Origin of the sequence: Yoonia maricola (genome assembly GCF_002797915.1) — a bacterium.
GTDB classification, from domain to species: Bacteria; Pseudomonadota; Alphaproteobacteria; order Rhodobacterales; family Rhodobacteraceae; genus Yoonia; species Yoonia maricola.
On sequence record NZ_PGTY01000001.1, the window covers coordinates 1,818,555 to 1,830,868 of the forward strand.

Here is a 12,314-nt window from a genome sequence, read left to right on the forward strand (position 1 = left end):
ACGATAAAACCGGCGCTACCTTTGACGAAATCAGCAAAAGGAACATTTATGACCAAACTACTTGGCATCTCAGGCTCGCTGCGAAAAGCATCGACGAACACTCTTCTTATCCACAACGCAGCTGCCATTTTCGGTGCGGATGAATTCACCCTCGCCGACATTGATCTGCCGCTTTACAACGGCGACGTAGAAGACGCGGACGGCGTTCCTGCCAAGGTACAAACCTTGTCCGATCAGATCGCCGCGGCAGATGCCGTGATCATCTCAACCCCCGAATATAACAAAGCAATTTCGGGGTCACTCAAGAATGCGCTGGACTGGGTCAGCCGTACGAAAGGCGGGCCCTGGAACGGCAAACCGGTGGCGATCATGTCGGCCGCGGCGGGGCGGGCGGGCGGCGAGCGTGCGCAATTTTCACTGCGTCTGGCGATGATGGCATTTCGGCCTGATATCCTGCAGGGGCCGGAGGTTCTGCTGGCCAACTCCAGCAACGAATTTGATGAAAACGGCAAGCTGACGGGCGAGATGTACATCAAGATGCTGACCGAGCTGATGGACGCGCTAAAAGCCCGCATTTGACGTACACAACGCGTACACATGCTGTACATAACCTGTACATACAACGATGCGGCTGGCAAATGCGGCGGGGCGGCCCTAAACTCTGCCCCAAAGCGACAATCGAGGAATTTCAATGGCACGTGGCGCAGGTGGATCTGACGGTGGAACCGGCAGTTTTCTGATCGGACTGATCATGATGGTCGGCGGTGGTTATCTGCTGCTGAACGGGATCGTGGTGCGGCCGAACTTTGGCTTCGGGGCGCGGGTGTTCGGGATCGGCGGGGTGCCGATCACCTCAGGCATGATCCTGATCCCGTTCATGTTCGGGGTGGGAATGATCTTCTACAATTCGAAGAACTGGATTGGCTGGGGGATCGCGGGGGCTTCCTTGGTTGCGCTGATCTTTGGGGTGATCGCAAATATGACGCTACAACTGGCCCGGATGAGCGCGTTTGATCTGATCGTGATACTGGTGCTGCTGGTGGGTGGGATTGGGTTGTTTTTGCGGTCGTTGCGGGCGGGCTGAACGGCTGCTTTGAGCCCACTTTTTCGCTTTTCTGCAATGCGGCCAATGGCTGCTTCATAGAAAATATGTATTTTGATTTGTAAGCAAAATTCAAGGCCGCCTGTGAAGTCATTCCATCCGCGAAGAATTAAAGGCGCGTTGCGCTATCTTGAGATTAACGGCAGCGGCGTGCCAATTATCTTCCTTCATGGTTTGGGTTGCGCATCATCGTTTGAGTATCCGAGCATTGCTACCGCTGAACCTCTGGCAGACAAACATAGTATTCTTGTCGACTTCTTTGGGTCCGGATACAGTGACTGGCCATCTGGCTTTGGCTACCGGATCGAAGACCACGCGCAGGTCATTTACGAACTAGTGGAACATCTTGGCTTTGATGTTGTCGATCTCTACGGACATAGTTTGGGTGGAACGGTCGCTATTGAAACGGCAGGTTTGCTCAAAGATCGCGTCAGACATTTGGTTCTGTCAGAAGCCAATCTTGACAGTGGTGGCGGCCAATTCAGCCGCGACATCGCTAGCGTAAACGAAGACATTTATGTTCGTCAAAAACACTTGCGGACGGTCCAGCACTCTGTCGCATCTGGCAATGCGGACTGGGCTACAACCTTGCGACTTAGTGATCCTAAGTCGGTCTATCTTGGCGCGAAATCTCTTGTTGAAGGGTCGGCATCAGACTGGCGCGAACTTTTCTACAAGCATGCGGCACGGAAGAGTTACATCTTCGGCCAGCGGTCGCTTCCAAACGCAGATATCGAGGTCCTAACTGAAAACGGGATCAAAACGCTTGTGGTTCGCGATGCGGGGCACTCAATGAGTTTAGAAAACCCCGAAGGTCTTGCCGCCGCTATTGCAGAGGCTCTCACCTGATCCAATCTTTGTCGAGCATTGATCAACATAACCATCAGAACCGGACATTCCGCCCGACAAGTCCAACGGCAGCTCCGTCCCGCTTTGCTGACACTCACTTGTGATTTGAGAGGGCCCGCCCGCTGATGCTCGGCACATCAATACCCGATCGCACACCCGTCCTTACGCGGATCACTCCCCCCTTCAAGCACACCGTCTTCATGCAGAAGGATCGCTTGTGACCCACCGATCGCCGTCTCAGGCCGCACCACGTTATGGCCCAGCGCACTCAACTCCGCTTTCACCGCATCGCTGTAGCCATCCTCGACCCGCAACTCATCGCTTTCGGCAAAGCAGCGGGGGGCGTCCATGGCCGCCTGTGGCGACAGTCCAAAATCGGTGATGTTGGTCACGAAGCGCGCGTGCCCGGTAGATTGGTACTGTCCGCCCATCACGCCGAAGGGCATATGCACTTTGCCCTCTTTCTTCAGCATCGCGGGGATGATCGTGTGCATGGGCCGTTTGCCGGGGCCGACCTCGTTGGGGTGCCCCTGTTCCAGCGTGAAACCGGCGCCTCGGTTCTGGAACAAGACGCCGAATTTGTCCGATGCGATGCCGGAGCCGAAGGAATGGAAGACCGAGTAGATCAGGGACACACACATGCGGTCTTTATCGACGACGGTGATGTAGATCGTATCTTTGTGCACTGCCTCGGCCCCCGGCAGTCCGGCGGGCATCGCCTTGCCGGGGTCGATCAACGCGGCGAGTTTTGCGGCAGTGTCAGGCGAGGTCATGTAGTCAAGCCGCGTCATGTAGCCGGGGTCCGACAGGAAGCGGTTGCGGGTGTCGTAGGCGAGTTTGGTTGCTTCGGCCTCGATGTGCGCGCGCTCTGCACCCCATGGGTCCATGCCTGCGATGTCGAAGTGTTTGAGCATGTTCAGCAGCAGGATCGCGGTGGCCCCCTGCCCGTTGGGCGGATGCTCGTAGAGGTCCAACCCGCCGTAGTCGCCCATGATCGGGTCTGTATAGTCGCAAGCGGTGTTTGCGAAATCGTCCAGCGTGTGGGTGCCGCCCAGTGCTTGCAGGGTAGCGACCATGTCTTCGGCGACTTCGCCTTCGTAGAAACCTTCGCGTCCGTCCATGGCGATACGGCGCAAGACTTGCGCCTGTTCAGGTGCGCGGAAAACCTGCCCCGGTTTCGGGGCGGCGTTGTTCATCAGGTAAAGATCCCGCGCATGACCAGAGAGGTTATCCACAGCCTGCGCCCAATCCGATGCAACCCGTTCGGCGACGGGGATGCCTGCTTCGGCGTAGTGGATCGCAGGGGCAAGTGCTGCTTTGAGCCCCAGCTTGCCCCAGTCTTTTGATAGTGTGCAAAAGGCATCGACGGCACCGGGAACAGTGACAGCGTCGGCTGTGTAAGGTGCGATAATCGCACCTTTGCTGCGCATTGCCTCTGCATCAATCCCCGCAGGTGCACGCCCCGATCCATTCAACGCCACCACCCGGTCTTCGCCCGGTGGCGTCATCAGCACAAAACAATCCCCGCCGATCCCGGTCATCTGCGGCTCGCATAGCCCCAAAAGCACAGCCCCTGCGATGGCCCCGTCCATCGCATTGCCGCCCGCTTCCATCATTTGCACGGCGACTTTCGCGGCCAGCGGGTGCGACGTGGCGCACATCCCATTGGTGGCGTAGACAGAAGACCGGCCTGGGTAGTGAAAATTGCGCATGTCGGGCCTTTCATTTGCTGTTGTGTCCAGACTAGCGCGTCAGTGGGTCTGTGCAATGGCGGATACCGCGTTTGTAGAGAGGGCGAGCGTTTTCGGACCAACATGAAGGAGAACTGTGGTATCATTATTGCGGGGTTTTCCTTTGCTGCCGAGAGGCGTAGCTTTTGCGAATAGGATGGAGGTTTCAGCATGCACGATGTTTTCATCACTGGCGCGGCTCGTACGCCGATGGGCGGGTTTCAGGGTATCTTTGCAAGCGTGAGCGCACCTACTTTGGGTGGTGCGGCGATCAGGGCGGCCCTTGGCGGTGCTGGTTTGGAGACCGTCGATGAGGTGCTGATGGGATGTGTCTTGCCTGCCGGTCAGGGACAAGCCCCCGCGCGCCAGGCCGGGTTTCTGGCAGGGCTGGATGACAGCGTCCCTGCGACGACGCTCAACAAAATGTGCGGTTCAGGTATGAAAACCGCGATGATGGCGTTTGATCAGGTTGCATTAGGTGGTACTGAAACGATTGTTGCGGGCGGCATGGAAAGCATGACGAACGCCCCTTACCTGATGCCCAAGATGCGTAATGGCGCACGGATTGGCCATCAGACCGTTCAGGATAGCATGTTTCTTGATGGGTTAGAGGATGCCTATGACAAAGGCCGCCTGATGGGGACCTTTGCCGAGGATTGCGCCGAAAAATATCAGTTCACCCGTGACGCGCAGGATCAATACGCGATTGCATCGCTGTCCAATGCGCTGGATGCAGAGCGGTCGGGCGCCTTTGATGCCGAGATTACCCCCGTCACCGTGCACGCCCGCACTGGCGAAGAGGTCATCACCCGCGATGAACAACCCGGCAAGGCGCGGCCAGAAAAGATACCAACGTTGCGGCCCGCCTTCCGTCCGGATGGGACAGTGACGGCGGCGAATGCCTCCAGCATCTCGGATGGGGCGGCGGCGCTGGTGTTGTCCGGCGATGCCAGCCACGCCCGCGCCCGGATTGTAGGCCATGCCAGCCATGCCCAAGCACCGGGCTGGTTTACCACGGCCCCCATCCCTGCCGCGCAAAAGCTTTTGGCCAAGGTCGGCTGGTCCGTCGATGACGTGGACCTGTGGGAAGTGAACGAGGCTTTTGCAGTTGTGCCGATGGCCTTCATGCAAGAGATGCATATCACCCGCGACAAGTTGAATGTGAACGGTGGTGCCTGTGCGTTGGGTCATCCCATTGGGGCCTCTGGCACCCGGATCATCGTCACCTTGTTGAACGCACTTGAAACGCGCGGTTTGAAACGTGGCGTTGCCGCCATCTGCATTGGCGGTGGTGAAGGTACGGCCATCGCAATTGAGCGCGTTTAGGGGACAGCACAAATGAAGCCAGAGACGATGCGCGGTGTGGCACTAACCGGCCATGGCGGACCAGAGTGTCTGGAGTGGCGAGAAGATTTACCTCGCCCTGCGCCAATGGCCGGAGAGGTGCTGATCCGCGTGGCCGCGGCGGGTGTCAATAACACCGATATCAACACGCGCGTGGGGTGGTATTCGAAAGGTGACAATGACGCGGGTGATGCCAGTTGGGCCGGCGCGCCGTTACGATTTCCACGCGTTCAGGGCATTGACGTCTGCGGGCATATCGTGGCCGTCGGCAGTGGGGCGGACCCAGCCCAGATAGGTGCGCGTGTGCTGGTAGAGCCGTGCCTGACCCATGCGCAGGGCCAAATGCTAGCGCGTCCGTGGTTTCTTGGGTCTGAATGCGATGGTGGTTTTGCAGAATACTGCACCGTTGCGGCCCGTCATGCCTATGCAATCAGTAGCCCTTTGAGTGATGTGGAACTGGCGTCCTTTCCATGCTCATATTCAACAGCGGAAAACATGCTGACACGGACCAATTTGCGCGATGGCGAAACGGTTTTGATTACAGGCGCATCTGGCGGCGTTGGGTCAGCCGCTGTGCAATTGGCCAAGGCCCGCGGCGCGCAGGTGGCCGTGATCACCCGTGCAAGCAAGGCGCAGTCTTTGCGAGATCTGGGTGCCGATATCGTTGTGGATCGGGACGCTAATGATGTTCAGACGCTGGGTGCGGATAGCATTGATGTGGTGGTTGATCTGGTGGCAGGCGACATGTTCCCACGCTTGCTAAACGTGCTGCGCCCCAAAGGCCGCTATGCGGTTGCGGGTGCTGTGGGTGGACCGATGGTCAGCTTGGACGTGCGGACCCTTTATCTAAAAGATCTCAGCTTCTTTGGCTGCACCGCGCTGGAGCAAGAAGTATTTGGCAAACTGATCAAACGGATCGAGACCGGCGCGATCAAGCCACTTGTCGGCGCGGTCTTTCCCCTCAAAGACATCAGTGCTGCCCAACGCGCCTTTGCGGAAAAGAACTATACCGGCAAGGTCGTATTGACGGTGGCGGATGATAAGAGGAACTAACCCCATGCAGGTCAATTATGAAACGCTGCATCAGACAATTGCCGCACTGACGGAAGACGAAGATGATGAAGTGGCCCTTATGGCCACTGTCGCTTGTGAGGTGCACCACAGCGATGACCGCTTTGACTGGACGGGGTTCTATCGGGTGACGGCGCCCGAATTATTGAAAATCGGCCCATACCAGGGCGGGCACGGCTGTCTGGTGATCCCTTTTGACCGTGGGGTCTGCGGGGCAGCAGCCCGCACGGGCGCGGTGCAGCTTGTGCCGGATGTTGATGCGTTCCCTGGCCATATTGCTTGCGCCAGCAGCACCAGATCGGAATTGGTCTTGCCTGTATTCAACCGCACCGGTGCGCTGATCGGTGTCTTTGATATTGATAGCAATCAACCGGATATCTTTACCCAGACAGACGCATCGCAGATGCAAAAGATGCTTAAAATGGTCTTTGAAAAATAAACTTTTGGTGGCAGTGTCCAAAGGCTGCAAAGACAGCAAAAGATTTGCGAAATGACGGGGTCGTCCTATATGAAATACTATGGAAAAAATTCACGGTGCGATCATGCCTGACGATCGTATAACAGTCCCATCGCTTGGTGCTGATGTACGGGCAATTCGCAAGGCCCGCAAGATGACTTTGGTTGATCTGTCGGATGCGTTGGGTCGCTCCGTCGGCTGGTTAAGCCAGGTCGAGCGGGACATGTCATATCCATCCATTGCGGACCTTAACCGGATCGCCTCCATTTTGGATGTCTCTGTCTCCAGCTTTCTACAGGTCGGTGTCGCACCCGATGAAGCAGGGGTGGTCGTGCGCGCCCATGCCCGCAGGCCCATTGGCAGCCGCACAGCCGGTTTGACCGAGGCACTGCTGTCCCCTGATCTGACGGATGATTTTGAGGTGATCCATTCGACCTTCGCGCCGCATTCGCATTTGACAGAGCCACTGAGCCGCCCCACCCAAGAGGTCTGCTATATCGTGAGTGGTCAGTTTGAAGTTGCCTTGGATGGCACGCATTTTCTGCTGGAAGCGGGCGACAGCTTCCGCCTGCGTGGCGAGCAGTTTCAGTGGTGGAACCGGCACGACACCCCATGCGAGATTATTTGGGTGATCTCGCCTCCGATCTATTAGGGGCGGGCGTGGCATTGCGCGGACGTTGCGAATGCGGCGCGGTGGCCTTTGAGATCGCCAATGCCCGCGACACTGTTACCTGCTGCCATTGCAGCCAATGTCGCCGCACGAGCGGGCACTACTGGGCGTCGACCCGCGCGGATATAGCCGATGTAACCTTTACACGCGATGATGGGCTGAGCTGGTTTCAGTCATCGAAAGATGCGCGCCGTGGCTTTTGCAAAAATTGCGGTTCCAGCCTGTTTTATCAGCCGGTTGGCGCAAATCACCTGGGCATTGCCGCAGGTTCGCTTGACCTGCCCACGGGCATGACCGCTGGTAAGCATATCTTTACCGCCGATGCTGGCGATTATTACACCATCCCGGATGATGCCCCGCACATCCCCGACTAGAGAAGGCAAACATCATGGCTGACTTTCCAACAACTGCGCGCGTTGTGATTATTGGTGGCGGTGTCGTAGGGGTGTCCACCCTGTATCATCTGGCCAAGATGGGCTGGACCGATTGCGTGTTGCTGGAAAAGAACGAACTGACCGCAGGATCAACATGGCATGCAGCGGGTAACTGCCCGAACTTTGCCCCGAACTGGGCCGTCATGAACATGCAGCGCTATTCGCTGGAGATGTATCGGTCGCTGGCGGATGAAGTTGATTATCCGATGAATTATCATGTGACCGGTGCTTTGCGTCTAGGCCACACGAAAGAGCGTCGGCAGGAATTTGAGCGCGTTGCGGGACAGGCCAAAGGAATGGGCCTGCCGCTTGAGATGATCGGCATCGATGAGGTTAAGACCTACAACCCGTTTGTTGAGACACATGATTTGTCTGCCGTCCTGTGGGACCCACTGGATGGTGATATCGACCCAGCGCAGCTGACCCAAGCGCTGGCCAAAGGTGCCCGTGATCTGGGTGCTCGGATCGAACGCTTCTGTCCTGCGACAGGTGTGACACAAAAAGACAGTGGTGATTGGATCGTCCATACCGAGAAGGGCGACATTACCTGCGAGAAGGTCGTGAACGCCGCAGGTTACTATGCGGCCCGCGTGGGTGAGTGGTTCAAGCCGTTTGGTGGCCGCGACGTGCCGTTGACGGTCATGTCTCACCAATACTTCCTGACCGAGGAAATTGACGAAATCAAAGCCTGGACCAAGGAAAACGGTAAAAAGACCCCGATGATCCGCGATGTGGACTCATCCTATTATCTGCGGCAGGATAAAAATGGTCTGAACCTTGGACCCTATGAGCGGAACTGTAAGGCACATTGGGTCACACCCGAAGATCCCATGCCGCATGACTTTAGTTTCCAGCTATACCCAGACGATCTGGATCGTCTGGAGTGGTATATAGAGGACGCGATGGAGCGTGTGCCAGTCTTGGGCACTGGCGGCGTTGGTCGCAACATCAACGGTCCGATCCCTTATGCCCCCGATGGCTTGCCGATGATCGGCCCAATGCCCGGCGTGAAAAATGCGTTCGAGGCGCATTCGTTCACCTTCGGCATCGTCCAAGGTGGTGGTGCAGGCAAGGTCATGGCCGAGTGGTTGGTCGAAGGCGAGACCGAGATGGATATGTGGTCTGTCGATCCACGTCGTTACACTGACTATGCGGATGACAATTACTGCCACGCCAAGGCCTTGGAGACGTATGGCCATGAATACGGCATGCATTTCCCCCACAAAATGTGGCCTGCTGGACGCGATAAGAAGCTGTCTCCGGTGGATGCGAAGGTCCGTGAATTGGGTGGTCAGATGGGTGCCTATAATGGGTGGGAGCGTGCGAACTGGTTCGCCAAAGATGGTGACGATACGTCCACGGAAGCAACCGAGACTTGGGAACGTGAAGGCCCATGGCAAATCCGCGTGAAGGAAGAGTGCGAAGCTGTTCGCGACGGTGTTGGCGTTCTCGACCTGCCCGGCTTTTCCCGTTTCAATCTGACCGGTGAAGGTGCGGCGGAATTCCTGCGTGGCATGATCGCGGGCGCGCTGCCCAAGATCGGGCGGATGAACCTGGCCTACTTCCCAGACAGCCAAGGCCGTATCCTGACGGAGATGTCGTTGATCCGCCATGCAGAGGATCATTTCACGCTGATCACCGCAGCTTCGGCCCAGTGGCATGACTATGACATTCTGGACAAGTATCTGCCTAAGGGTCTGACCCTGACGGATATCACACGGGACTTCTCGACCCTGATCGTGACAGGGCCGAAAGCGCGTGATCTGTTCACCGCGATGGGTACTGACGCTGACCTGACCTCGGGTTGGCTGACGCATCAATCTGCGACCGTGGCTGGCACCCCTTGCAAACTGGCCCGCGTCAGCTTTGCTGGTGAGCTGGGCTGGGAAATCCACGCCCGTATGGACAAGATGCCTGCGCTTTATGACGCTGTGCTGGCCGCTGGTGCAACACCATTTGGCATGTTCGCGCTGAATGCACTGCGGATTGAGAAAGGCTATCGCGCCTGGAAGGGTGACCTGTCCACGGACTACACCCTTCTGGAAGGCGGGATGGAGCGGTTCATCAAATTCGACAAACCCCAGGATTTCCCCGGCAAGGCCGCGCTGCTGAGTGAAAAACAGCAGGGACGCAAGCAAGGCTTTGCCACGCTGACCATCGACAATCCCGGCCCGGCGGATGCGCCTTACATGTCGCCTATCTGGGTGGGTGATGAAAAGGTTGGCGAAACCACTTCGGGCGACTGGGGCTTCCGCGTGAACAAATCCATCGCTTTGGGCATGCTACGCTCTGACGTGAATACCCCCGGCGGCAAGGTCGAAGTTGAAATTTATGGTGAACGTTACACAGCGACAATCCAAGAGGATCAACCGCTTTGGGATCCGCAAAACGAACGGATCCGCGCGTGACGCTGATGGCGTCATTGAAGATGAAATATGTAGAGCGTCAGAGATGTTTGACCCGATTGGCTCAGTTTTCTGAGGCGGATCAACGGGCAAATCACGCAACACTGACCGAAACATCATGTATTTCTGACACACACCAAACCCTGAGTACGCTATAGGCTAAGGTCAACGACTGCTTACGGTGGCAAGACCGTTTTGCAGGGTGGCGAGCCTGTCCATTACAGCGCTTCGCTTCTCGTCAAGTTCCGCCCGAAGCCTATCGATATGCTCCAGCTTCTCTTTCAGTTTTTCTAGCCCGCCTTCGCACGGACCAGCACCCTCGTCCGACAGGCATGCGCTCATGGCGCGGATTTCGCGCGTAGAAAAGCCCGTCGCAATAAAGTCGCGGACGCGACCAGCGCGTCTGAGGTCAACTTCTGTGTAGCTGCGATAACCGTTAAGCGTGCGCCCCACATCCAGCAGTCCTTCGTTTTCATAGTGGCGCAACATGCGTTGTGTGATCCCTAGGCGCTCGGCAGCTTCTTTCGCTTGCATCTCAATCATCTCCTACAAAGCCTGACGTACATGTTAGCGTTAAACGTGTTTATCAAGGAGAACCGGGTGGCGGATTTCAACCAGCCGGTTCCCGTCAGATCATACGCGCAGTGACCAGCCACCATCGATGGTCAGGACTTGACCGGTCAGCCATTCGTTTTCAGCACTTCCGAGGCACAAAATCCAAGGCACGATATCGGCGGTCACACCCCGACGTCCCAACGGCACTTGTGCTGCTTCCTGTTCCTCAATCTGGTCGGCCATTTCTTGAGGCAGACCCATCATTCCGGTCAATGCACCCGTCTTAACGGGTCCCGGTGCAATGGCGTTGACCCGAATGCCGTCGCCCGCTAGCTCTACCGCCCAGGATTTGTTCAGATGTTCCAAGGCGACTTTGGTCGCAGCATAATGCGACAGCATCGGTGCCGCATTACGTGACACAGCAGTCCCGATATTCACGATAGCCCCTTTGCTATCGCTCAATGCGGCACGGGCAGCCTTCACCAGAACGGAAGGAGCGACTATGTTCACGGCAGCCATATTTGCAATGACATCCGGGTCATAGGACTCTACTGGGGCGAGTTGCCCGGCACCTGAATTGTTAACAACCAAATCAATACGCCCCCAACGAGACATGGCCGAGTCAACGATCCGCTCACCACTCTTGGGGTCCGAGCTATCCATCTGCAAAGCTTCGATATTGTCACTCAAGGCGACAACTTCTGCCAGTTTTTCGGCATTGCGTCCCGTAATCAGGACATTTGCACCTCGTTCTGCCAGCGCGGTCGCCGTCGCTTGACCGATCCCGGAACTGCCACCTGTGACAATAGCTACTTTGCCTTGCCACACATCATTATTTGTCATTTCGCTCAGTCTCCTATCTGCGAATCTTTCGATGTAGATAAGAACTGTTCCTAGAGCCCTGACACTAACGTCAGGGTCAAAGGCTTTTTTTGATTACGAACATTTCTTTTTGGAAGCCGTCCTTTGTGAAAGGCGCGGCATCCGGGTGTTTGGGCTCAAATAAGACGTTCAGCTTTCTTATTCAGAAAATCCACTCTTTCTATTTCTATCAATTCACTTGAGTGGCCCTTGGCAGTGCTAAGCCCTATGCGATTGCGCCCGCTAAGCTGTCTAGGCTCGCCCCGCTGTCGCTGACAACAGCAAGGGATCAACACCCAGCAGCTTGAGAGCTGCGGCCCATTTGCCGTCATTGTCCCCGCCAAACAGAATCTCATCATTGGGTGCGCAGGTCAGCCAGCCATTCTGGCCAATCTCATATTCCAACTGTCCCGGCCCCCACCCAGCATAGCCCAGCGCCATCATCGACACATCCGGGCCTTCACCCTTCGCGAGATCTTCGAGCACCTGCAAGGTTGCTGTCATGCGGTAGTCATCATCCACATCCAGCGTTCCGTTGTCAGACGCATAATCGTTCGAATGCAGCACAAATCCGCGCTGATGGTCCACAGGCCCGCCGTAATGCACGCGGACATCACGCACGCTGACGGATACCGGGATGTCCATCTGCTTGAGCAGTTTGGCGAAGGTCACTTTTGGCTGCGGCTTGTTCACGATGAGCCCCATGCCGCCCTCGTCAGAATGGGCGCACATATAGATCACCGTATTGGCAAAGCGCGGGTCCGACATTTCGGGCATCGCGATTAACAACTTACCGACAAGGGTCGAATCTGAAACGGTCATGGGCTCAGGATGGG

At 56.7% G+C, this 12,314-nt stretch carries 13 protein-coding genes; 9 read left to right on the forward strand and 4 right to left on the reverse strand.

The window, feature by feature from the left end:
- Positions 1–48: 48 nt before the first annotated feature.
- The 3 genes from BC777_RS09185 (at position 49) to BC777_RS09195 (ending at position 1,951) form a co-directional block, all read left to right on the forward strand.
- A complete protein-coding gene (locus BC777_RS09185; protein ID WP_100367759.1) occupies positions 49–579 on the forward strand; it encodes an NADPH-dependent FMN reductase in 531 nt (176 codons plus the stop codon).
- 112 nt (positions 580–691) lie between these two features.
- Positions 692–1,084, forward strand: a complete 393-nt coding sequence (locus BC777_RS09190; protein ID WP_100367760.1) for a hypothetical protein — start codon at positions 692–694, stop codon at positions 1,082–1,084.
- 168 nt (positions 1,085–1,252) lie between these two features.
- Entirely contained in the window at positions 1,253–1,951 is a 699-nt protein-coding gene (locus tag BC777_RS09195; protein WP_168769117.1) for an alpha/beta fold hydrolase, read from the forward strand.
- A gap of 137 nt (positions 1,952–2,088) precedes the next feature.
- Here the strand turns inward: BC777_RS09195 and BC777_RS09200 are convergent, their stop codons facing one another.
- Positions 2,089–3,663, reverse strand: coding sequence for a gamma-glutamyltransferase family protein (locus tag BC777_RS09200; RefSeq protein ID WP_100367762.1), 1,575 nt, complete (start codon positions 3,661–3,663; stop codon positions 2,089–2,091).
- 189 nt (positions 3,664–3,852) lie between these two features.
- On the opposite strand from BC777_RS09200, the gene BC777_RS09205 reads away from it, so the two are divergent.
- From BC777_RS09205 to BC777_RS09230, 6 genes are all read left to right on the forward strand, one after another.
- A complete protein-coding gene (locus tag BC777_RS09205) occupies positions 3,853–5,007 on the forward strand; it encodes an acetyl-CoA C-acyltransferase (protein WP_100367763.1) in 1,155 nt (384 codons plus the stop codon).
- A 12-nt stretch (positions 5,008–5,019) separates the two neighbouring features.
- Positions 5,020–6,078, forward strand: coding sequence for an alcohol dehydrogenase family protein (locus BC777_RS09210; RefSeq protein ID WP_100367764.1), 1,059 nt, complete (start codon positions 5,020–5,022; stop codon positions 6,076–6,078).
- 4 nt (positions 6,079–6,082) lie between these two features.
- Complete coding sequence (gene msrC / locus BC777_RS09215; RefSeq protein ID WP_100367765.1) at positions 6,083–6,535, forward strand: free L-methionine (R)-S-oxide reductase MsrC; 453 nt, start codon at positions 6,083–6,085, stop codon at positions 6,533–6,535.
- A gap of 103 nt (positions 6,536–6,638) precedes the next feature.
- Positions 6,639–7,205, forward strand: a complete 567-nt coding sequence (locus BC777_RS09220; RefSeq protein ID WP_245834215.1) for a helix-turn-helix domain-containing protein — start codon at positions 6,639–6,641, stop codon at positions 7,203–7,205.
- 8 nt (positions 7,206–7,213) lie between these two features.
- The gene (locus BC777_RS09225; RefSeq protein ID WP_100367767.1) at positions 7,214–7,597 is read left to right on the forward strand and encodes a GFA family protein; all 384 of its coding nucleotides are present in this window, start codon (positions 7,214–7,216) and stop codon (positions 7,595–7,597) included.
- 14 nt (positions 7,598–7,611) lie between these two features.
- Positions 7,612–10,065, forward strand: a complete 2,454-nt coding sequence (locus BC777_RS09230; protein WP_100367768.1) for a GcvT family protein — start codon at positions 7,612–7,614, stop codon at positions 10,063–10,065.
- A 162-nt stretch (positions 10,066–10,227) separates the two neighbouring features.
- Here the strand turns inward: BC777_RS09230 and BC777_RS09235 are convergent, their stop codons facing one another.
- From BC777_RS09235 to BC777_RS09245, 3 genes are all read right to left on the reverse strand, one after another.
- The gene (locus BC777_RS09235; protein ID WP_211095346.1) at positions 10,228–10,605 is read right to left on the reverse strand and encodes a MerR family transcriptional regulator; all 378 of its coding nucleotides are present in this window, start codon (positions 10,603–10,605) and stop codon (positions 10,228–10,230) included.
- Between the two features lie 90 nt (positions 10,606–10,695).
- Positions 10,696–11,460 carry an SDR family NAD(P)-dependent oxidoreductase gene (locus tag BC777_RS09240; RefSeq protein ID WP_100367769.1) on the reverse strand — a complete coding sequence of 255 codons (765 nt, stop codon included), beginning with the start codon at positions 11,458–11,460 and terminating at the stop codon, positions 10,696–10,698.
- A gap of 270 nt (positions 11,461–11,730) precedes the next feature.
- Positions 11,731–12,300: a YqgE/AlgH family protein gene (locus BC777_RS09245; RefSeq protein WP_100368084.1), complete on the reverse strand. Its 570-nt coding sequence runs from the start codon at positions 12,298–12,300 to the stop codon at positions 11,731–11,733.
- Positions 12,301–12,314: the final 14 nt, after the last annotated feature.